This is a genomic window from Micromonospora sp. URMC 106 (genome assembly GCF_051386395.1).
GTDB lineage: Bacteria > Actinomycetota > Actinomycetes > Mycobacteriales > Micromonosporaceae > Micromonospora.
Window position 1 is genome coordinate 134,957 of the sequence record NZ_JBPQTP010000002.1, and the last position, 18,876, is coordinate 153,832.

The window sequence follows — 18,876 nt, forward strand, 5'->3', positions numbered from 1 at the left end:
CCGGATGTCCAACGTAACGCGCCGCCCGCGTTTCGGGTTTCGCGGGCGGCAAACCGCCCCCGGCGGGGCAGCACCTTCTCTCCGGCAGCGCTGGCGGTGCCGGACGGCGCCACCGTACACCGTGCGTGTGCCGCCAGGCGTGGCACTGTGACGATGGCGGACCCTCGGTTGAGCCACCACCCGGCCGTTTTCCTGCGAATTTCCGCGTCCGGCTGTCCCGGATCGGACACCCTGCGCCGGCGGGGCGGGTCAGGCGTGTCCGGGCCAGGCCGCCGGCGGGGCGGCGGGCGGCGGGTCGCCGACCAGCTCGGCCAGGCGGGCGAGCCGGCGGCGGCCGGTGATCCGGTACGCCGGGCCGCCCTCCGCCGGCCCGAGGAGCGCACCGGAGAGGCCGACCGCGGCGAGCGCCCCGCCGACCGGTTCCCAGCACTCCTCGTCTCCGGCGCCGAGCCGGAGCAGGAAGCCGGGCGGCTCGGCGACCCCCGCCGCGGCCAGCCAGAGCCGCAGCCGCCGGCCGTTCAGGTGGAACCCGGCGGGCGGGCGTTTGGCGGAGCCGCGCAGCCAGGCCACCGCGAGCGGCTTCAGCGTGCGGGCGTACGAGGTGCGCACCGCGTGTCGCCCGTCGGCGGTCGCCTCCCAGGTGGCCGCCACCCCGCGCAGCGCCAGCTCGGCGACGAGCACGTGCACCCGCCAGGCGGCGTCCACCACCACCGAGAGGCGGGCCGTGCCGCCCATCCGGACCACCTCGCCCGGGCCGGCGAGCAGCCCGGCGAGGTCGGCGAGGGAGGGGTCCGCCGCGTCGGCGGCGAAGAAGGGCAGCTGCCGGGCGGAGTCGTCGGGGTCGGCCGGCGGGGGCGGGGCGACCCGGCGGGGCGCGGGCGCCACCCGGTCCGGCTCGGGCGCCGGGAAGAGTGCGGGCGGCGTCAGCCCGTCGGCCGGCTCACCGGTCCCGCTCAGCGACACTCCGGCACCTCGTCGAAGGCCCGTTTCAACTCCTCCGAGTTGAGCCGGCTGGTGTCGAGCGCGCTGGCGTCGTACTCCTTGTTCAGGGTCTCCACCGCGGCCCGGACGCCGTCGTAGAAGGCGGCGGGCTGGCCGGTGCTCAGCCCGTCGATGGTGTCCCGGGCCCTGCCGTACGCGTCGCGCATCTTCGCCAGGGAGGACCGGAAGCCCTCGGAGACCTCCGCGCCGTGCTCGGTCTCCGGGATGCCGGCCTGCTCGACCTTGCGCCGGGCGGTCTCGCTGGCCTGCTCCGCCCCGCCGAAGAGCCGCACCAGGTTCTCCTTCGCCTGCGCCGGGGTGGTCTGGGCGGTCATCTGCTGGTCGGTGCTGCTGGTCAGCTTGCTGATCTCGGCCCGCCAGGGAGTGAGCGCCGAACAGACCGACGCCGCCCACGCCTGCGGGCTGGGACCGCCGCCGCAACCGGCGGCCACGAGGACGAGCGTGGCCAGGACCACCGTGAGCTTTCCGGCGGCTGTCGCCCGGCACGTGCGCATGCGAAGCAGCGTACGGCCTCTGTCGAGCCGGGGCACCGGTCAGGTTTGCCCGGCGGCACGGACGGTCCCCGGCCGACCACGCGGGCCGACCGGGGACCGGATGCCGTACGGATCAGGCGTTGACCGTCTCCGGCCGCTGGTCCGCGCTGCCCGCGCCGGTGCCGCTGCCCGAGTCGGACATCGCCACGCCCTTGCGCTTGCTGAACACCACCGCCGCGACGATGATCAGCGTCGCCACCACGGCGATGCCGACCCGCAGGGCCGTGTTCCGCTCGTCGCCCACGCTCCAGGCCACCACGGCCGGCGCGATCAGCAGCGAGACCAGGTTCATCACCTTGATCAGCGGGTTGATCGCCGGGCCGGCGGTGTCCTTGAACGGGTCGCCGACGGTGTCGCCGATGACCGTCGCGGCGTGCGCCTCGGAGCCCTTGCCGCCGTACGCGCCGTCCTCGACGAGCTTCTTGGCGTTGTCCCAGGCGCCGCCGGAGTTGGCCAGGAAGACCGCCATCAGCGTGCCGGCCCCGATCGCGCCGGCCAGGTACGCCGCGAGCGCGCCGGGCCCGAGGCCGAAGCCGACCGCGATCGGCGCGAGGATGGCGAGCAGGCCGGGGGTCATCAGCTCGCGCTGCGCGTCCCGGGTGCAGATGTCGACGACCTTGCCGTACTCGGGGCGCTGGGTGCGGTCCATGATCCCGGGCAGCTCGCGGAACTGCCGGCGGACCTCCATCACGACCGCGCCGGCCGAGCGGGAGACCGCGTTGATGGCCAGCCCGGAGAAGAGGAAGACCACCGCCGCGCCGATGATCAGGCCGACCAGGTTGCGCGGGTTCGCCACGTTCAGCGAGTTGAGGATCTCGGCGCCGACGTCGCCCACCCCGGCGTCCGAGTACGCGGTGCGCAGCGTGTCGGTGTAGGAGCCGAAGAGCGCGGTCGCGGCGAGCACCGCCGTGGCGATCGCGATGCCCTTGGTGATCGCCTTGGTGGTGTTGCCCACCGCGTCCAGTTCGGTCAGCGTCCGCGCGCCGTGCTCGTCGATGTCGCCGGACATCTCCGCCACGCCCTGGGCGTTGTCGGAGATCGGGCCGAACGTGTCCATCGCGACGATCACGCCGACGGTGGTGAGCAGGCCGGTGCCGGCCAGCGCCACGGCGAACAGCGAGAGTGTGATGGAGCTGCCGCCGAGCAGGAACGCGCCGAACACGCCGGCGCCGATCAGCAGCGCCGAGTAGACCGCCGACTCCAGTCCGACGCTGATACCGGCGAGGATGACGGTGGCGGGACCGGTCTGCGAGCTCTTGCCGATGTCCTGCACCGGGCGCCGGTTCGTCTCGGTGAAGTAGCCGGTCAGCGCCTGGATCGCGGCGGCCAGCACGATGCCGATGACGACCGCGCCGATCGCGACCACCCGCGGGTTCTCGTCGACGTCGGTCAGCCCGCCCTCCAGCTCGCCGAAGGTGGCCGGCAGGTACGCGTACGTGGCGATCGCGACCAGCACCGCGGAGAGCAGCGCGGAGATGTAGAAGGCCCGGTTGATGGCGGTCAGGCCGCTGCGGTCGGAGGCGCGCAGCCGGGTGATGAAGACGCCGATGATCGCGACGAGCACGCCGATGGTGGAGATGATCAGCGGGAAGACCAGGCCCTGCTCGCCGAAGGCGGCGCGGCCGAGGATCAGCGCGGCGACCAGGGTCACGGCGTACGACTCGAAGAGGTCGGCGGCCATGCCGGCGCAGTCGCCGACGTTGTCGCCCACGTTGTCGGCGATGGTGGCGGCGTTGCGCGGGTCGTCCTCGGGGATGCCCTGCTCGACCTTGCCGACCAGGTCGGCGCCGACGTCGGCGGCCTTGGTGAAGATGCCGCCGCCGACCCGCATGAACATGGCGAGCAGCGCGGCGCCGAAGCCGAAGCCCTCCAGCACGGTCGGCGCGTCGGCCCGGAAGAACAGCACGACCAGCGCCGCGCCGAAGAGGCCGAGACCGACGGTGAGGAAGCCGACCACGCCGCCGGTGCGGAAGGCGATCTTCATGGCGGCCTCGCGGCCACCCTGCCGCTCGCGGGCGGCGGCGGCGACCCGCAGGTTGGCGCGGGTGGCCAGCCACATGCCGGCGCCGCCGATGAACGCGCTGAACAGCGCGCCGATGACGAAGAAGGCGGACCGGCCGATCTTCACCGCCGTCTCGTTGCCATCGGTGTCGTGCACCGGCAGCAGGAAGAGCAGCACCACGGCGACGACGACGAAGATCGCCAGGGTACGGAACTGCCGGAGCAGGTAGGCCGAGGCGCCCTCCTGGACCGCGCCGGAGATCTCCTGCATGTTGGTGGTGCCCTTGCCGGCTGCCAGTACGGCCTTCGTCAGTGCGGCGGCGAAGGCGAGCGCCACCAGCGCGATCACCGCGGCGATGACGACGTACGTGACGTTGTTTCCGGTGAGGGAGATCCCGCCGCCCTCGGCGGCCAAGGTGTCGGACATCTGTGTCCTCCTGTACCGAACGCTCGCGCCGGCCGGTGGAGACGCACCGACCCGGCGCCTGGATGCGGATTTCGCAAGCGCGCGCCAACCCACCCCGGCGGACCAGCGATGAACACCGTTCCCGCTGGTTGCGGGATGCGATCACTTGCTGACAACCCGCGTACTGTAGCCCTCTCCAGTGTCGGAGGTCACACCGAGGGGGCACCGTGTCCCGATGATCTTCGTCGCTGTGTTATGAGCAAAAATCTGATATAGGGGTCCGTCCATGACAAGGAGGCCGCGTCCCCTGTTGGGACGCGGCCTGACGGCGTGCGACGCCCTCACGGGAGGGCGGATGGCGACTCGGTTCAGCCCCGCACGGGGTTGTGGCGGATACGGTCTCAGCGGCCGACGGGCCAGACCATCCGCACCTCGGTGCCGATGCCCTCGTCGACCGGGCGGACCTGGAGGTCCTCCACGAAGCCGGCGAGCAGCGCGAACCCGACGCCGGTGGTGAGGTCGTCCTCGTTGAGCGACTCGTTGGCGAGCTGGTCGGCGTCCAGCGCGGCCAGCCCGAGGCCGGCCTCGATCGGCGCGCGGTCGACGACCCGCACCGCGTACGCCCCGGCGTCGGACATCTCCACGAGCACCGGGTCGGACACGCCGTACTGCCGGTGCAGGGCGACCGCGCGCGTGCACGCCTCACCGATGGCCAGCCGCACCTCGTCGAGCAGGTCCTCGCGGACCCCGGCCCGCCGGGCGACCGCCACGCCGACCAGGCGCGCGGTGCGCACGTGCACCGGAGCCGGCGAGAAGGAGAGCCGGACCGTGGCCATCACGCGCCAGCGCCGGCCGGGCCCGCGCCGATCGCCGCGTCGACCGTGGGGTGCAGCGGGAAGACCTGGTCGAGTGCGGTGATCCGGAAGATCTTGAGCAGCGGCTCCTTGTCGCAGACCAGGGCGAACGAACCGCCGGCCGAGCGCAGCCGCTTGAGCGCGCCCACCAGCACGCCCAGGCCGGTGGAGTCGAGGAAGTCCACCCGACCGAGGTCGACCACGACGTGGCGGGCCCCGCCGTCGATCAGTTCGAGGAGCCGTTCCCGCAGCCGGGGGGCGGTGTAGACGTCCACCTCACCGCCGACCTCGAGCACCGTGTGCTCGCCCACGGTGCGGGTCGCCAGCGACAGCTCCATCGGTCCTCCCTCGCAAGAGCCGTAAACTCTCCTGGGCATCTAACCATCCCGCCGGTTACCGGCTCTGCTCACCGGCGGAGGCATCCCTTTACCCCGGGCCCCGGCTTTTCATCTCCGAACACCAGTGCGAGAGTGCAGGACGTGACCTCCGACGACTTCAGTTCGGCGCGTCTGGCGCCGCGCCACGACCTGAAGCCGTCGTCCGACGACCCCGGTTCGGCGCACCCCGCGCCGCGCCACGACCTGAAGCCGTCGTCCGCAACCACCGTATCCGCGGGCGCCGGCCCCGGTCGATCCCCGGCCGACCTGCTGGGCCGGCTGCGCGCCCGCGGCGGCGCCGATCCGGTCACCCACGTCGAACGGGTGCCGGCCCGCGCCGGTGAGCCCGCCCCGTGGCCGGACTGGACGCCGGACGAGCTGCGCGCGGCATTCGCCCGGCGCGGCGTGGTCGCGCCCTGGCGGCACCAGGCCGAGGCCGCCGCCCTGGCGCACGACGGCCGGCACGTGGTGGTGGCCACGGGCACCGCGTCCGGCAAGTCCCTGGCCTACCAGCTCCCGGCGCTGGCCACCCTGCTCGCCGATCCCCGGGCCACCGTGCTCTACCTGGCGCCGACGAAGGCGCTCGCCGCCGACCAGTTGCGCGCCGTCTCCGCGCTGGAACTGGAGGGGGTACGCCCCGCCTGCTACGACGGGGACACCCCGCGCGCCGAACGCGAGTGGATCCGGCGGCACTCCCGGTTCGTGCTGACCAACCCGGACATGCTGCACCACGGCATCCTGCCCGGGCACGCCCAGTGGTCGGGGTTCCTGCGCCGCCTCGCGTACGTGGTGATCGACGAGTGCCACACCTACCGCGGGGTCTTCGGCTCGCACGTCGCGCACGTGCTGCGCCGGCTGCGGCGGCAGTGCGCCCGGTTCGGGCGTACCCCCGTGTTCGTGCTGGCCTCGGCCACGTCGGGCGACCCGGCGGCGGCGGCCGGGCGGCTCACCGGGCTGCCGGTGGCCGCCGTCACCGAGGACACCTCGCCGCGCGGCGGGGTGACCTTCGCGCTCTGGGAGCCGCCGCTGCTGCCGCCGGACTCCGCCGCGGACCCGGCCGCGGACCTCACCCAGGTCCGCCGGTCCGCGCTGCGGGAGACGGCCGACCTGCTCGCCGACACGGTCGCCGACGGGGTACGCACGCTGGCGTTCGTGCGGTCCCGGCGCGGCGCCGAGGTGGTCGCGGCGAACGCCCGCCGCGCCCTCGACGAGGCGGTGCCCGGCCTCGGCGACCGGGTGGCCGCCTACCGGGCCGGCTACCTGCGCGAGGAGCGGCGCGAGCTGGAGCGGGCGCTGCTGCACGGCGACCTGCTCGGGCTGGCCTCGACCAACGCGCTGGAGCTGGGCGTCGACCTGATCGGGCTCGACGCGGTGCTGATCTGCGGCTACCCGGGCACCCGCGCCTCGCTGTGGCAGCAGGCCGGCCGGGCCGGGCGTTCCGGGCAGGAGGCGCTCGCCGTGCTGGTCGCCCGGGACGACCCGCTCGACACCTACCTCGTGCACCACCCCGAGGCGCTGTTCGGGCGGCCGGTGGAGGCGACCGTGCTCGACCCGGCCAACCCGTACGTGCTGGCCCCGCAGCTCGCCTGCGCGGCGGTCGAGGCGCCGCTGACCCCGGCCGACCTGGAACTCTTCGGCGACGGGGCCAAGGAGGCGGTGGACCAGCTCGTGGCGGCGGGGGCGCTGCGGCAGCGGCCGACCGGCTGGTACTGGCGGCACCGGGAGCGGCCGGAGGTCGACCTGCGGGGCGAGGGCGGCGCGCCCGTGTGCGTGGTGGAGGCGGCGACCGGGCGGCTGCTCGGCACCGTCGACGGCGGCTCGTCGCACTTCCTGCTCCACCCCGGCGCGGTCTACCTGCACCAGGGCGTCTCGTACGTGGTCGACTCCCTCGACCTGGCCGACGGGTGCGCGCTGGTGCATCCCGAGGAGCCGGACTGGTCCACCCACGCCCGCGACGTGACCTCGCTGTCGGTGGTGTCGGTCCGCTCGTACGTGGACGCCGGTCCGGTCGGCCTCTTCCTCGGCGAGGTCGACGTGACCAGCCAGGTGGTGTCGTACCAGCGGCGGCGGATCGCCACCGGCGAGGTCATCGACACCCGCCCGCTGGACCTGCCGGCCCGGGAGCTGCGCACGGTGGCGGTCTGGTTCACCCTGTCGCCGCAGTCCCTGACGGCAGCCGGCGTGGAGCCGGCCGACGTGCCGGGCGCGCTGCACGCCGCCGAGCACGCCGCGATCGGGCTGCTGCCGCTCACCGCCACCTGCGACCGCTGGGACATCGGCGGGCTCTCCACGGCGGCGCATCCGGACACCGAGGCGCCGACGGTCTTCGTCTACGACGGGCACCCGGGCGGGGCGGGCTTCGCGGAGCGCGCGTACGGGACGGCGGCGGCCTGGCTGCGGGCCACCCGGGCCGCGATCGCCGAGTGCGGCTGCGAGGCGGGCTGCCCGTCCTGCGTGCAGTCCCCGAAGTGCGGCAACGGCAACAACCCGCTGTCCAAGCCGGACGCCGTCAAGGTGCTGGACGTGGTGCTGGCCAACCTGCCCGACGGCATACCGGCGCCCCGCCCGGCAGCGGATGCCGCTACCGCCGTCCCGGGCGGCGCCGTCCGGGACTGAGAGCCGGCCGTAGGGTTGCTGCCGCCCCGGCGGTGCGGCCACCCGTGGCGGCGCTGACGTCCCGCGCCGCCGCCCTACCGCCCTGCGGTGCTGCGGCTCGCGGTGGCGGTGCGGCCCGGTGCGGGGTTGCGGCCGGATGGCGGGTCCCGCGCGGCGGGAAGCAGGCATAGAACCCCCGGCGGTGGGGCAAGGAAGTCGTGGGAGCGCTTCCATCGGTGCTCGCGGATCCCCTAGCCGTTCATCCCGCCGAAGGAGGAGTCGTGGCCGACACCATCGCCGAGACCGTCGACCTGCTCTACACGATCGACCAGGAGAAGCTCACCCCCGACCAGCAGATCGCCCTCGGCACCGCGCTCGCCACCCTGGCGCAGGCGGAGCGGCTGGAGCAGATCAACGAACGACTGCGCAGCATCCACCAGGTTCTCAACGCCTGGGCGCTCAAGGCGACCGTCGACGGCGGTCGGTGAGGCGGTGCGTGCCGGTGCTGGCCGGCGGTGGCGTGTCTTCGTCGGCTACGCGGCGGCGGGGCGCGCCGGCGCCGGGCTGCGCGCGACCTGTGGGCGGACGGAACGGTTGAGCCTGTGCGACACTCCGGCGCACCCCCTCGAAGGAGATCCCATGCAGCCCGACACCTTGCAGGCCCAGCAGCAGTTCCATATCCGGCAGCGGCTCCGGATGATGGTCAACCAGTACGAGGTCCACGCCGTCGCAGCGGACGGCTCCGAAGGTGGGCTGCTGGCGTTCGCCCAGCAGAAGCGGCTCGCCTTCAAGGAGCAGGTGACGATCTACACCGACGACTCGAAGCAGCAGCCGCTGCTCGGCTTCAAGGCACGCCAGCGCCTCGACATCGGCGCCACGTACGACGTGACCGACCACGCCGGCAACCCGATCGGCCAGTTCCGCAAGGACTTCGCCCAGTCGCTGCTCCGGTCCACCTGGCACGTCGAGCAGGCCGGGCTGCCGCAGATCACGGGTCAGGAGCGCAGCCTCCCGGTGGCGCTGCTGCGGCGGTTCGTCGACTCGCTGTCCTGGTTGCCGTACCACTTCGACTTCGTCGCCGACGGTCAGCCCGTCTTCTCCGTGATCAAGCAGTGGGGCCTGCGCGACCGGTACGTCGTCCAGGTGCAGCACCCGCAGATCGACCGCCGACTGGTGATCGCGATGGCCGTCGCCCTCGACGCCCTCCAGGCGCGCTGACCGCCCGGGCCGGGGGGCCGTCCGTCACCCCGGCCCGGTTCCCCGCCGGTCCGGGCCCGCAACCGACCGCGCCACCGGTCAGCCCCGCACCGGGCCGGCACGGGCGGTAGCGGTCGCGACCCGGGACAGGCCGGGCAGCGGGGTGACGGCCACCTCCGCGGTCACCAGGACGTCGAGGCCGTCGAGCCGACAGGCGAGCAACGACCCGCCGTTGGCGGCGGCGATCTCGGCGGCCCGGCCACAGGCCGCCGGCTCGCCATGGAGGGCCTGCCCGGCGCCGGCGAGCGCGCCGAGGTCCGCCGCGACCCGGGCCTGCTGCCGGGCGGTCCGGGCGGCGCCGACGGCCGCCCCGAACAGGCCGACCACGACGAATACCAGCCCGACGGCGAGCAGGCAGACCGTCGCCCCGCCACGCTCCCCGCCGGTTCCCCGCCGGCACGGCGCTGCCGGCGACCCACGGCCACCCGGTCCGATCATGATGGTTGCGCCGCCGCGACGCCGGGCTCCACGGCCGCGACGGCGGTGGCGGTTACGGTGATCCGGGGCAGCCGCGTGCCGAGCGCGCGTACGGGCACCTGCACGGTGGCCGTGACCCGCTGGCCGTCGACCGTGACCGTGACCTCGGCGCCCGCCGGGGCCGCCCGGCTGGCGGCGGCCGCGCCGTCCTCGCCCCGGGCGGCGGCCAGCGCCGCCTCCCGGGCCGCGTGCAGGCAACCCGCCCTCGTGCCGACAGCGTTCACCGCGGTCAGCCCGGCGAGCAGGAGCAGCAGGAGCGCCGGCAGGCCGGCCGCCAGTTCGGCGGTGAAGGAACCCCGGTCGCGACCGGCCGGCCGGCGCCGGTTCACTTGAGCGCCCGGTCGATGACGGCGGTCAACGCGGACTGCACGTTGCCGGAGGTCAGCACCTTCAGCAGGATCCCGGCGAAGGCGACGGCGGCGAGGGTGCCGACGGCGTACTCCGCCGTGTTCATTCCGGCGTCCCCGCGCAGGCGGGCGAGAAGTTTGCGCACTGGCTGTCCTTTCTCGATGGTGGATCAGAGCACGTCGCCGAGGACGGCGACGACCACCGGCACCAGGCCGGCGAGAATGAAGGCCGGCAGGAAGCAGAGCCCCAGCGGCAGCACGATGAACACGCCGGCCTGGCGGGCGGCCGCCTCGGCGGCCGTGGACCGGTCGGCACGCAGGTCGTCGGCGAGCCGGGTCAGCGCGCCGGCCAGCGCCGCGCCGCTGTTCGAGGAGCGGAGGACGGCCGCCGTGAGTCGCTCGGCGCCCGGCACGGACGCGAGCGGTTCCCACGCCTCCTCGGGCCCACCGCCGAGCCGCAGCAACCGGCCGACCCGGGCGAGCCGGTCGGCGAGCGGCCCGTCGAGCGCCTCCGCCACGGCCAGGACGGACCTGTCCACCGGCGCTCCCGCCCGCATCGTCGCTGCCAGCAGGTCGGCGGCGAGCGGCAGGTCGGCGCTCTCCCGTAGCCGCCGCCTGCGTACGGCCGGCGGCTCGATCCGGCGCAGCAGCCGGTCGAGCAGCAGCGCCGCCGGCACGGCTGCCAGCAGCCCGGGCCAGCCGCCGGGGACGACGGCCACGGCCAGGCCGCCCAGCCCGGCGGCGAGCCGGATCGCATCCGGCCGTCGCCAGGACCGCGCCCCTTCCGGCGCCTCGTCACCGAGCCCGGAACCGGCCGGTCGGCGGGCCGAGCCGGCCGGGTTCACGCCGGGCGGCGCCCCGCCCAGCGCACGCAGTCGCCGCAGGGGCCGCCGGCCGGCGAAGAACGCCACGGCGAGCAGGGCCACCGCCGCCAGGCAGCCCGCGACCGGCACCGCCGGGGACATCAGCTCGCCCGCCCCGGTGTCGCGCCCAGCCGCTCGGCCCAGAACAGGCCGGCGATCTGGAGAGCGACGGCCACGACCGCGCACGCACCGCCGACCGGGGTGTGCAACAGCACCGCCACGGGGTCGACACCGATGCCGTAGCCGAGCCCGATCCCGCCGACCGGCAGAGCGGCGAGCAGCAACGCGGTGGCGCGCGCCCCGGCCGCCTGGGCGTCCGCCGCGGCCAGTCCCCGGTCGGTGGAGCGGGCGTCCGCCTCGATGCGCTCCAGCAACTCGGCCAACGGCGCGCCCGTCCGGTCGGCGAGGCGTACGGCAGCGCGGGCGAGCCGCTCCAGCCGGTCCGGGCCGATCCGCCCGTCACCGGCCGCCGCGTCCCGGTCGGTCCCGGCGAGAGGTCCGGGTCGCCCGAGGGTGAGCCGCTCGGCGGCGACCGGCACCGGCAGGCCGGCCCGGAGATCGGCGGCGAGCCCGCAGAGCTGATCCAGTTGGTGTCGCCGGACCCGGTCCGCCCGCCGGCCCGCCTGCCGACGGAGCAGCGCGCGGACGGCCAGCGTGCCGTAGCCGCCGAGGGCCACCGCCGCGACCGGGCCCGCCACCAGTAGGCCGGCCGTGGCAGCGGCGAGCCCTGTCAGCAGCAGGGTGCGCCTCGGCGATCTTGTCAGCGCCCCGGACCAGTTCCGCCGCCCGCCGCCCGCCGGGCCGGCTCCCGGCACGTCGGGCCGGCGGGACGGCGCCGCCGTCGGGGCCGGCGCGCCGGCCGGCCGCCGAGCATCCAGGCGGGTGGGTGGTCGGGCCGGACCCGGCGGCCGGGACGGGCCGGGGCGGCCACCGGCGGGCCAGGACCAGGACGCCCGGCCCGCCACGTCCCGCACCGGCCACGGCGCCCCACGGCCCGCTCCGCGCCCGCTCGCGGACGCTTCGTGGACCAGGGCAGCCCGCACGACGGCAGGCAGGCCCGCGGGCGTGACCGCCTCGAACACGTCACCCGGTTCGGGCTGCCGCCCGGTCGACGCCGGTGCGGCCGCCGGGCCGGGAAGCGTCCCGGCGGGGCGGTCCGCAGCGGTGGGACGGGCCTCCGGGGTGGCCGCTACCAGGGGCGGCCGGCTGCTCCCCGGGCCGGACGCCTGACGCAGCTCGGCTATCCAGTCGACGAGCGGGTCCTCCGCCCCCGCCGGCGCGTTCCGGTGCGCCTCCCCGGCGGGGGCACGCCGCCGGCCCCGAGCGCCCAGCAGATTGACCACGACAATCGCCGACACGATCGACAGCAGCGCCACCAGCGCGTACGGGGCGCTCACTTCGGCCCCGCCGATCCGGGCCAGGGCTCGCACAGGACCGGCGGCACCGGCACGCCGCGCTCCCGTAGCAGCGTGGCGAGCTCGCGGGCGGCGGGACCGAGGCCGCGCCCGCGTACCCAGGCGGGAACGGCGGCGACGAGGCGGTCCGGCCCCTCGGGCAGGAGCAGACACAACGACTCCAGCACCCGCCCCTGTTCGCCCCGGCGCACCTGGAGCACCACCTGGAGCGCGGCGGCCACCTGGGCGTGGAGCGCGGGACGGGGCAGCCCGCCGAGCATCCCGAGCGCCTCCAGCCGGGCCGGCACGTCCGACGGGGCGTTGGCGTGCAGGGTGCCGGCGCCGCCGTCGTGGCCCGTGTTCAGGGCGGCGAGCAGGTCGACCACCTCCCCGCCCCGGCACTCGCCGACCACCAGCCGGTCGGGCCGCATCCGCAGCGCCTGCCGGACCAGGTCGGTCAGCCCGACCGCGCCGGAGCCCTCCACGTTGGCCGTCCTGGCCTGCAACCCGACGACGTGCGGGTGCCGGGGGTGCAGCTCGGCCGCGTCCTCCACAAGCACGATCCGCTCGGTCGACGGCACCAGCCCGAGCAGCGTGTTGAGCAGCGTCGTCTTGCCCGAGCCGGTGCCGCCGGTCACCAGGTACGCCAACCGGGCCGCCACCACGGCGGAGAGCACCGGCGCCACCGGTCGGGGCACCGTCCCCTGGCGTACCAGCTCGTCGAGGGTGAACGGCCGCTGCCGGAACGTCCGCAGGGACAGGTAGGGCCCGTCGGTCGCCACCGGCGGCAGCACGGCGTGCAGTCGGGTGCCGTCGGGCAGCCGGGCGTCCGCGTACGGGGAGCCGTCGTCGAGTCGCCGGCCGGCGCTGGCGGTGAGGCGCTGGGCGAGCCGGCGCACATCGTCCACCGTGCCGACCGGCACCGCGACCTGCTGCAGGCCCTGTCCCCTGTCCACCCAGACCCGCACGCCGTTGACCAGCACGTCGGTGACCTCCGGGTCGGCCAGCAGCGGGGCGAGCGGACCGGCTCCCACCAGGTCGTCGCGCACCCGGTCGGCCATCCGCAACAGGGCGGTGTCGCCGAGCACGGCGGCGGTGGGTTCCGCGCGTACGGCGGAGACGATCGTGGCCGGGGTGACCGGGGTGGCCGCCGCCGCGATCCGCTGCCGCACCCGAGACGCGAGCGTGTCGCCCTCGGCCGGCCCGGTCATGCCGCACCCGCCGTGGACGTCCCGGTCAGCTCGGCGACGATGCGCTGGCAGAGGGCCGCCAGCGGCCCTCGGCCGTGGGCGGCCGGCGCCTCGCCCCGTTCCAGCCCACGGGCCAATGCCGGCTCCGGGCGCAGCGTGCCGGCGAGCGGCAGCCCGAGCGCGCGGGCCACCTCGGCCGCCCCGAGCCGGCCGGGCGCCGGGCCGCGAACGATCACCGACATCGCGGCGCAGTGCGGTGCGGCGGCCGCCACCACCCGGGCGGCCGCGGCGGTGGCCCGCAGTTCGGCCGGCACGACGACGAACACCCGGTCGGCCGCCTGGAGGGCGGTGACGGCCGCGTCGTCCAACTGCCGGGGCAGGTCGACCACCACGAAGTCCCGGCCCCGCCGGGCAGCGTCGACCGTGGCCGCCATCGCCTGGGCGGGCAGGGCGAGCAGGTCGCCCCGGTCCCAGGAGAGCACCACCAGGTCGCCCCGACTCGGCAGGGCTCGCACCAACGCCGGCGCGTCCACCCGGCCGTCGGCGTCGGTCAGCGCCGGCCAGCGCAGCCCTTCCAACTGCTCCCAGCCGAGCACGAGGTCGAGCCCGCCGCCGAGCGGGTCGGCGTCGACGAGCAGGGTGCGCAGCCGGGCACGGGCGGCGGTGACCGCGAGCCCGCCGGCCAGGATGCTCGCCCCCGCGCCGCCCCGCCCGCCCAGCACGGCCGTGATCCGGGCCCCGCCCCGATCGGCGCCGTCCGGCCCGCACTCGGCGAACCGGTCGATCAGCCACGGCTCGGCGGCCGGCAGGACGGCCACGTGCTCGGCGCCGACCAGCTCGGCGACCTGGAAACCGGGATCGGACTGCCCGGACCGGCCCACCAGCACCAACCGCGGCCGCTGCGGCAGCCGCGCCCGCAGGCACGGCTGGGCCTGGTCGGCGCCGACCAGCACCAGCGGGGCGGGCAGCCAGCGGGTCCGGGCCGCCGCCGGATCGGCGGCGAGTTCCACCTCGACACCGCCCGCCGCGGCGAGCCGGAGCAGGTCGTCGAGCAGGTCGCCGTCCGAGGTGACGAGCAGCGGCATGCGCCGGTGCGGCGGGACGGAGGTACGGGGTGGCATCGCGGCCTCCAGCGGTCGGGCTCCGGGTTGCTTACCGAGACCCTGCTCCCGATCCGTCACCGGCTGCCGCCCCGCGACGGCCGCCTGTGGACAACGCCGCCACCTGTGGACAACGCCCACCGGATGAGTCGATCTGCTATGGCCGTCGGCTCGTCGCCCCTGGCCGCAGGGATGCTGCCGCTCCTCCCCGGGCCTGCTCGATGACGAGGAGGACCACCTCCCGCTCCCCGCCGTGGCCGCCGTCGCGGGTCAGCCGCACCCGCCGCACGCCGTACGGATCGATAGTCTGCGTTGCATGCACCGCAGCCGCGTGTACGCCATCCTGATCGACGCCCCTGCGCCGGAGGCCGCTCGGGCGGCGGCCTTCTGGTCGGCCGCCCTCGGCGTCCCCGCCGAGCCCGACGCCCGGTATCCGCAGTTCATCGACCTGCACGACGCCCTGCCCGGGCTGGTCACCGCCGTGCAGGCGGTCGACGACGCACCCCGTTTCCACCTCGATTTCGAGACCGACGACGTCGACGCGGAGACCGCCCGACTGCTCGCCCTCGGCGCCACCCAGGTCGCGCGGTGGCAGGAGTGCCGCGTGCTGCGCGTGCCCGGCGGGCACCTGGTCTGCGTCCTGCCGGTGGAGAGCCCGCCGGAGATCTTCGACGCCCAGGCCAGGACCTGGCCGTGACGGACGTGCGCCGGCGCGGTCAGCCAGCCGGCCGGATCACCCGGGTCGCCGCACCGACGGGCGCGTGAGCCCACACCGGCGGGTGGCACGCCGGCCGGTCAGTCGACGACCAGCTCGACGGCGGCGATCTGGTCGGGATCGGCGACCACCTCGACGCCGATGATCCGGTCGGTGACCACGAAGCTGATCACGATGCGGGTACGGCCGTCGATCACCACGGCGGCGCCCGGCGCACCGTCGACGAACGCCGGCACGGCGGCCTGGGCCCGGCCGGAGAAGAAGCCGGCCACGGCGGACGAGCCCCGTGCCTCGCCGGCCCCACCCATCCTGACGGCTGTGGCGTCGGAGCGTAGAACGACGTGCGGGTCGAGCAGGGTGAGCAGATCGTCGAAGCGCCCCTCCCGCGACGCGGCGAGGAATGCCTCGACGACGCCGCGTTGCCGGGCCCGGTCCGTCTCCGGCGTCGGCGGTCCGCTCTGCACCCGACGGCGGGCCCGGCTGGCGATCTGCCGTACGGCGGCCGGGCTGCGGTCGACGACGGGCGCCAGCTCGTCGAAGGAGACCGCGAACATGTCGTGCAGCACGAAGACCAGCCGCTCGGTGGGGCCGAGGGTCCGCAGCACCACGTCCAGCGCCCGTCCGACCGAATCGGTGAGCAGGGCCTCCCGCTCCGGATCGTTCTCGCCGGCCCCGGAGGTGGTCGGCTCGTCCTCGGTCACGTCGGCGGGCCGTTCGTGCCGGGCGGCGCTAGAACCGAGCCGGTCGAGGCAGACCCGGCCGACGGTGGTGGTGAGCCAGCCCGGCAGGTTGTCGATGCCGTCGACGTCGGCGCGGCTGAGCCGCAGCCAGGTGTCCTGGACCGCGTCGTCGGCCTCGGCCACGGAACCGAGCATCCGCCGGGCCACGGTCCGCAGGCGCGGACGCTGCTCCTCGAAACGCCGGGCCAGCACGTCTGGGTCGCTCATGGCACCGCAATTCTCGCCGACATCCGCCACCCCGTGACCGCCGTCACAACTGTCACGCCGCCTGTCCCGCTGTCGACAACGAGGTGACGGACGAGAACGCGACGGCGAGAAACGCCGGCCAGCGTAACAGGGAGGACAGGACAAGATGACCATGCAGGCCCGCATGCAGAACCCGGCGGTGGTGCTCCCCGACGCGGTGAAGGCGATCAACCTGCTCTACAAGGCGGCGCACTCCGCCGGCGTCCCCACCAGCACGCTGGAGCTGGTCCACCTGCGGGCCAGCCAGATCAACGGGTGCAGCGCCTGCGTCGACTCCGGCGCGCGCAGCGCCCGCGAGGCAGGAGAGACCGACGAACGGCTCTTCGCGGTGGCCGCCTGGCGGGAAACGCCGTACTTCACCGACGCGGAGCGGGCCGCGCTCGCACTCGCCGAGGCCGCGACCCGCCTCGCCGACCGGGCCGACGCGGTGCCCGACGAGATCTGGGACGAGGCCGCCCGGCACTTCGACGAGAAGGAACTGGCCGCGGTGGTGCTCTGGATCGCCACCACCAACTTCTTCAACCGGCTGAACGCCACGACCCGCCAGCCCGCACCGCAGGTCTGGGGCTGAGCGGAGCACCGACAGCGGCGGGCACCCGTACCGCCCGACGGTGTCGGTGCTCCGCTCAGCCCTGCCCCACGCCGGCGAGTCGTTCCTGACTGCTCGGCCTGGTCGCTCTGCGGCGGCGACCAGGCCGAGCTCAACCGCCAGGAGGCGGTCGATGACCGTCCACGACGTCCCAGCCGCGAACGACCTTGGGCGCCGTTTTGGACCGTACGTTTCAGAATCTGCTACGATGCCGACATGGGGCGACCGAAGACGTTCGACGAAGACCGGGTGCTCGAGGCGGCCATGCGCGCGTTCTGGGCCGCGGGCTACGAGGCGACCTCGACGGACGACCTGTGCGAAGCGACCGGGTTGGGCCGAAGCAGCATCTACAACACCTTCAAGAGCAAGCATGACCTGTTCGAGAAGACGCTGCTCCGCTACATGACGCAGCGGACCGCCGCTGCTGTCGAGTTGCTGGAGAGCGCCATGCCGGTTCGGGAGAAGATCCGGGCCCTCCTGTGGCAGGCCGCCGACACCGAGACCGGAGACCCGACCGGCTGCCTGGTGGTCAACTCCATGATCGAACTGGCACCGCGCGACGCGGAGATCGCCACCCGGCTGGAACGCGACCAGGACCGGCGCCTGACGGCGCTGCGCCTGGCGATCGAGGCAGGCCAACGGCAGCAGGAGATCGACCCGGAGAAGGATCCGGCCACCCTCGCCCACTTCGTCGTCGCCACGATCAGTGGCATGCGCGTCCTCGCCCGCGGCGGCGCCGACCGGTCCACGTTGCGGGCGGTCGCGAGCACCGCACTCGACGCGATCTGACCCTGGCGGCGGACGAGCGCCCTTTTTCATGTGCCAATTTTGGACCATTCAGTTCAAAACAAGGAGGTAGTCGATGCCGGCAGCCATCTACATCCTGGGCCTGGCGATATTCGCCCAGGGCACGTCGGAGCTCATGCTCGCCGGTCTGTTGCCCGAGATGGCCGCCGACCTGGGCGTGTCGATCCCGCACACCGGGCTGCTGATCTCCGCATTCGCCGTCGGCATGCTGGTGGGCGCCCCGATTCTCGCGGTGGCGACCCTGCGTTGGTCGCGGCGTACCGCTCTGCTGACCTTTCTCGCGATATTCGCCGCCGCACACGTCGCGGGCGCGCTGACGCCGAACTATGCGGTGCTGCTCGCCACCCGGATCGTGGGCGCATTCGTGTACGCCGGCTTCTGGGCGGTCGCCGCCGTCACCGCCGTCGGCCTCGTCGGGCCGACCGCCCGCGGCAAGGCGATGGGGATCGTGGCCGGCGGCCTCACCGTCGCCACCGTCATCGGCCTCCCCGCCGGCACGGTCATCGGTCAACACCTCGGCTGGCGGGCTGCCTTCTGGGCGGTGGCGGCGCTCTCCACCCTCGCGGCCGTCGGGGTGATCGCCACCATCCCCGGTGGACGACCGCACCCGCAGCGCGCCTCCCGGCTCCAGGACGAGTTCCGCGCGCTGGCCAACCCGCAGGTCTGGCTGCTGTACGCCACGACCGCCCTCGCCACGACCGCCCTGATCGTCTCGTTCAGCTACCTGGCCCCGATGCTGACCGAGACGACCGGCCTGTCGCCGGCCTGGGTTCCCGCGGTGCTGGCCCTCTACGGCATCGGCGCTTTTGCCGGCATCACCATCGGCAGCCGGACCGCCGACGCGCACCCCTTCCGCACCCTCCGGGTCGGAGTCCTGGGGCTCGTCGTCGTCTCGACGGTGCTCGCCCTGGCCGCCGACGTGCCCGCGCTGGCCGTACCAGCAATTCTCCTGCTCGGCGCGTTCGGATTCGCCACCAACCCCGTCCTGAACAGTCGCGCGTTCGCGCTCGCACCCGAGGCGCCCACGCTCGCCGCCGCGACGAACGTTTCCGCCTTCAACGTCGGGATCACGGCGGGGCCGTGGCTCGGCGGCCTGGCCATCGACGCCGGTTTCGACTATCCCGTGATCGCCTGGATCGGCGCGGCGCTCGGAGTCGTCACGCTCGGCGTGGTGGCGTTGTCCGCCGCCCCGCAACGCCCCCGGTCCGGGGCCGCGAGGAGCACCAAGGCCGGTGAACCGGCGGTGCTCCCGGACGGCCCCACCCCCGTCGGAGCCGCCTGCGACTGAATCGGGAGCGCCGGCAGGTCCCGTCCGGGGCCTGCCGCGCCGCGGCCAGGCGTCGATGAGGAGACCGTCCGCAGGAGAGGCGGGCCACGCACCGC

The 18,876-nt window shown here is 75.0% G+C and carries 20 protein-coding genes; 7 read left to right on the forward strand and 13 right to left on the reverse strand.

The annotated features are described in order from the left end of the window. Positions 1 to 249: 249 nt before the first annotated feature. The 5 genes from ACSNOB_RS01360 to ACSNOB_RS01380 form a co-directional block, all read right to left on the reverse strand. Positions 250 to 963, reverse strand: a complete 714-nt coding sequence (locus ACSNOB_RS01360; RefSeq protein WP_436684664.1) for a hypothetical protein — start codon at positions 961 to 963, stop codon at positions 250 to 252. Further along, the gene (locus ACSNOB_RS01365) at positions 954 to 1,496 is read right to left on the reverse strand and encodes a hypothetical protein (protein ID WP_393102090.1); all 543 of its coding nucleotides are present in this window, start codon (positions 1,494 to 1,496) and stop codon (positions 954 to 956) included. Before ACSNOB_RS01365 ends, ACSNOB_RS01360 begins: the two co-directional genes overlap by 10 nt. A 112-nt stretch (positions 1,497 to 1,608) precedes the next feature. Continuing rightward, positions 1,609 to 3,963, reverse strand: coding sequence for a sodium-translocating pyrophosphatase (locus ACSNOB_RS01370; RefSeq protein ID WP_393102089.1), 2,355 nt, complete (start codon positions 3,961 to 3,963; stop codon positions 1,609 to 1,611). A gap of 380 nt (positions 3,964 to 4,343) precedes the next feature. After that, complete coding sequence (locus ACSNOB_RS01375; RefSeq protein ID WP_393102088.1) at positions 4,344 to 4,778, reverse strand: ATP-binding protein; 435 nt, start codon at positions 4,776 to 4,778, stop codon at positions 4,344 to 4,346. Next, positions 4,778 to 5,134 (reverse strand): STAS domain-containing protein, encoded by a 357-nt coding sequence (locus ACSNOB_RS01380; RefSeq protein ID WP_091099109.1) that lies wholly within the window; start codon positions 5,132 to 5,134, stop codon positions 4,778 to 4,780. The genes ACSNOB_RS01375 and ACSNOB_RS01380 overlap by 1 nt, the downstream gene beginning before the upstream one ends. A gap of 189 nt (positions 5,135 to 5,323) precedes the next feature. On the opposite strand from ACSNOB_RS01380, the gene ACSNOB_RS01385 reads away from it, so the two are divergent. The 3 genes from ACSNOB_RS01385 to ACSNOB_RS01395 all read left to right on the forward strand — a co-directional run bounded on the left by ACSNOB_RS01385 (position 5,324) and on the right by ACSNOB_RS01395 (position 8,986). Further along, positions 5,324 to 7,789: a DEAD/DEAH box helicase gene (locus tag ACSNOB_RS01385; protein WP_436684694.1), complete on the forward strand. Its 2,466-nt coding sequence runs from the start codon at positions 5,324 to 5,326 to the stop codon at positions 7,787 to 7,789. 260 nt (positions 7,790 to 8,049) lie between these two features. Beyond that, a complete protein-coding gene (locus ACSNOB_RS01390) occupies positions 8,050 to 8,256 on the forward strand; it encodes a hypothetical protein (protein ID WP_393102087.1) in 207 nt (68 codons plus the stop codon). 151 nt (positions 8,257 to 8,407) lie between these two features. Then, positions 8,408 to 8,986 carry a hypothetical protein gene (locus tag ACSNOB_RS01395; protein ID WP_436684665.1) on the forward strand — a complete coding sequence of 193 codons (579 nt, stop codon included), beginning with the start codon at positions 8,408 to 8,410 and terminating at the stop codon, positions 8,984 to 8,986. A 78-nt stretch (positions 8,987 to 9,064) separates the two neighbouring features. Here ACSNOB_RS01395 and ACSNOB_RS01400 read toward each other — a convergent pair whose 3' ends face one another. The 7 genes from ACSNOB_RS01400 to ssd all read right to left on the reverse strand — a co-directional run bounded on the left by ACSNOB_RS01400 (position 9,065) and on the right by ssd (position 14,417). Further along, entirely contained in the window at positions 9,065 to 9,463 is a 399-nt protein-coding gene (locus tag ACSNOB_RS01400) for an Rv3654c family TadE-like protein (RefSeq protein WP_436684666.1), read from the reverse strand. Then, positions 9,460 to 9,831, reverse strand: coding sequence for a TadE family type IV pilus minor pilin (locus ACSNOB_RS01405; RefSeq protein ID WP_436684668.1), 372 nt, complete (start codon positions 9,829 to 9,831; stop codon positions 9,460 to 9,462). Before ACSNOB_RS01405 ends, ACSNOB_RS01400 begins: the two co-directional genes overlap by 4 nt. Further along, positions 9,828 to 9,956, reverse strand: a complete 129-nt coding sequence (locus ACSNOB_RS01410) for a DUF4244 domain-containing protein (RefSeq protein WP_208418639.1) — start codon at positions 9,954 to 9,956, stop codon at positions 9,828 to 9,830. Before ACSNOB_RS01410 ends, ACSNOB_RS01405 begins: the two co-directional genes overlap by 4 nt. A 63-nt stretch (positions 9,957 to 10,019) precedes the next feature. Further along, positions 10,020 to 10,814, reverse strand: coding sequence for a type II secretion system F family protein (locus tag ACSNOB_RS01415; protein WP_436684670.1), 795 nt, complete (start codon positions 10,812 to 10,814; stop codon positions 10,020 to 10,022). Further along, a complete protein-coding gene (locus ACSNOB_RS01420; RefSeq protein ID WP_436684671.1) occupies positions 10,814 to 12,109 on the reverse strand; it encodes a hypothetical protein in 1,296 nt (431 codons plus the stop codon). The genes ACSNOB_RS01415 and ACSNOB_RS01420 overlap by 1 nt, the downstream gene beginning before the upstream one ends. Continuing rightward, the gene (locus ACSNOB_RS01425) at positions 12,106 to 13,317 is read right to left on the reverse strand and encodes a TadA family conjugal transfer-associated ATPase (protein WP_436684673.1); all 1,212 of its coding nucleotides are present in this window, start codon (positions 13,315 to 13,317) and stop codon (positions 12,106 to 12,108) included. Before ACSNOB_RS01425 ends, ACSNOB_RS01420 begins: the two co-directional genes overlap by 4 nt. Beyond that, positions 13,314 to 14,417, reverse strand: a complete 1,104-nt coding sequence (ssd, locus tag ACSNOB_RS01430) for a septum site-determining protein Ssd (protein WP_436684674.1) — start codon at positions 14,415 to 14,417, stop codon at positions 13,314 to 13,316. Before ssd ends, ACSNOB_RS01425 begins: the two co-directional genes overlap by 4 nt. A 295-nt stretch (positions 14,418 to 14,712) precedes the next feature. Between ssd and ACSNOB_RS01435 the strand changes: the two genes are divergently transcribed. Next, positions 14,713 to 15,093, forward strand: coding sequence for a VOC family protein (locus ACSNOB_RS01435; RefSeq protein ID WP_436684675.1), 381 nt, complete (start codon positions 14,713 to 14,715; stop codon positions 15,091 to 15,093). A gap of 98 nt (positions 15,094 to 15,191) precedes the next feature. Here the strand turns inward: ACSNOB_RS01435 and ACSNOB_RS01440 are convergent, their stop codons facing one another. Further along, positions 15,192 to 16,058: a sigma-70 family RNA polymerase sigma factor gene (locus ACSNOB_RS01440; protein ID WP_436684677.1), complete on the reverse strand. Its 867-nt coding sequence runs from the start codon at positions 16,056 to 16,058 to the stop codon at positions 15,192 to 15,194. A 151-nt stretch (positions 16,059 to 16,209) separates the two neighbouring features. Here ACSNOB_RS01440 and ACSNOB_RS01445 point away from each other — a divergent pair, with 151 nt between their 5' ends. The 3 genes from ACSNOB_RS01445 to ACSNOB_RS01455 all read left to right on the forward strand — a co-directional run bounded on the left by ACSNOB_RS01445 (position 16,210) and on the right by ACSNOB_RS01455 (position 18,781). Next, positions 16,210 to 16,668, forward strand: coding sequence for a carboxymuconolactone decarboxylase family protein (locus tag ACSNOB_RS01445; protein WP_436684695.1), 459 nt, complete (start codon positions 16,210 to 16,212; stop codon positions 16,666 to 16,668). Positions 16,669 to 16,902: 234 nt separating this feature from the next. After that, the gene (locus ACSNOB_RS01450; RefSeq protein WP_436684678.1) at positions 16,903 to 17,475 is read left to right on the forward strand and encodes a TetR/AcrR family transcriptional regulator; all 573 of its coding nucleotides are present in this window, start codon (positions 16,903 to 16,905) and stop codon (positions 17,473 to 17,475) included. Between the two features lie 73 nt (positions 17,476 to 17,548). Further along, a complete protein-coding gene (locus ACSNOB_RS01455) occupies positions 17,549 to 18,781 on the forward strand; it encodes a Cmx/CmrA family chloramphenicol efflux MFS transporter (RefSeq protein ID WP_436684679.1) in 1,233 nt (410 codons plus the stop codon). Positions 18,782 to 18,876 lie beyond the last annotated feature (95 nt).

Bases quoted from the DNA above. Each gene is read 5' to 3' on its own strand.
- ACSNOB_RS01365 (WP_393102090.1), bottom strand. From the start codon at position 1,496: ATGCGCACGTGCCGGGCGACAGCCGCCGGAAAGCTCACGGTGGTCCTG.
- ACSNOB_RS01370 (WP_393102089.1), bottom strand. From the start codon at position 3,963: ATGTCCGACACCTTGGCCGCCGAGGGCGGCGGGATCTCCCTCACCGGA.
- ACSNOB_RS01375 (WP_393102088.1), bottom strand. From the start codon at position 4,778: ATGGCCACGGTCCGGCTCTCCTTCTCGCCGGCTCCGGTGCACGTGCGC.
- ACSNOB_RS01380 (WP_091099109.1), bottom strand. From the start codon at position 5,134: ATGGAGCTGTCGCTGGCGACCCGCACCGTGGGCGAGCACACGGTGCTC.
- ACSNOB_RS01395 (WP_436684665.1), top strand. From the start codon at position 8,408: ATGCAGCCCGACACCTTGCAGGCCCAGCAGCAGTTCCATATCCGGCAG.
- ACSNOB_RS01400 (WP_436684666.1), bottom strand. From the start codon at position 9,463: ATGATCGGACCGGGTGGCCGTGGGTCGCCGGCAGCGCCGTGCCGGCGG.
- ACSNOB_RS01410 (WP_208418639.1), bottom strand. From the start codon at position 9,956: ATGAACACGGCGGAGTACGCCGTCGGCACCCTCGCCGCCGTCGCCTTC.
- ACSNOB_RS01415 (WP_436684670.1), bottom strand. From the start codon at position 10,814: ATGTCCCCGGCGGTGCCGGTCGCGGGCTGCCTGGCGGCGGTGGCCCTG.
- ACSNOB_RS01425 (WP_436684673.1), bottom strand. From the start codon at position 13,317: ATGACCGGGCCGGCCGAGGGCGACACGCTCGCGTCTCGGGTGCGGCAG.
- ssd (WP_436684674.1), bottom strand. From the start codon at position 14,417: ATGCCACCCCGTACCTCCGTCCCGCCGCACCGGCGCATGCCGCTGCTC.
- ACSNOB_RS01435 (WP_436684675.1), top strand. From the start codon at position 14,713: ATGCACCGCAGCCGCGTGTACGCCATCCTGATCGACGCCCCTGCGCCG.
- ACSNOB_RS01440 (WP_436684677.1), bottom strand. From the start codon at position 16,058: ATGAGCGACCCAGACGTGCTGGCCCGGCGTTTCGAGGAGCAGCGTCCG.
- ACSNOB_RS01445 (WP_436684695.1), top strand. From the start codon at position 16,210: ATGCAGGCCCGCATGCAGAACCCGGCGGTGGTGCTCCCCGACGCGGTG.
- ACSNOB_RS01450 (WP_436684678.1), top strand. From the start codon at position 16,903: ATGGGGCGACCGAAGACGTTCGACGAAGACCGGGTGCTCGAGGCGGCC.
- ACSNOB_RS01455 (WP_436684679.1), top strand. From the start codon at position 17,549: ATGCCGGCAGCCATCTACATCCTGGGCCTGGCGATATTCGCCCAGGGC.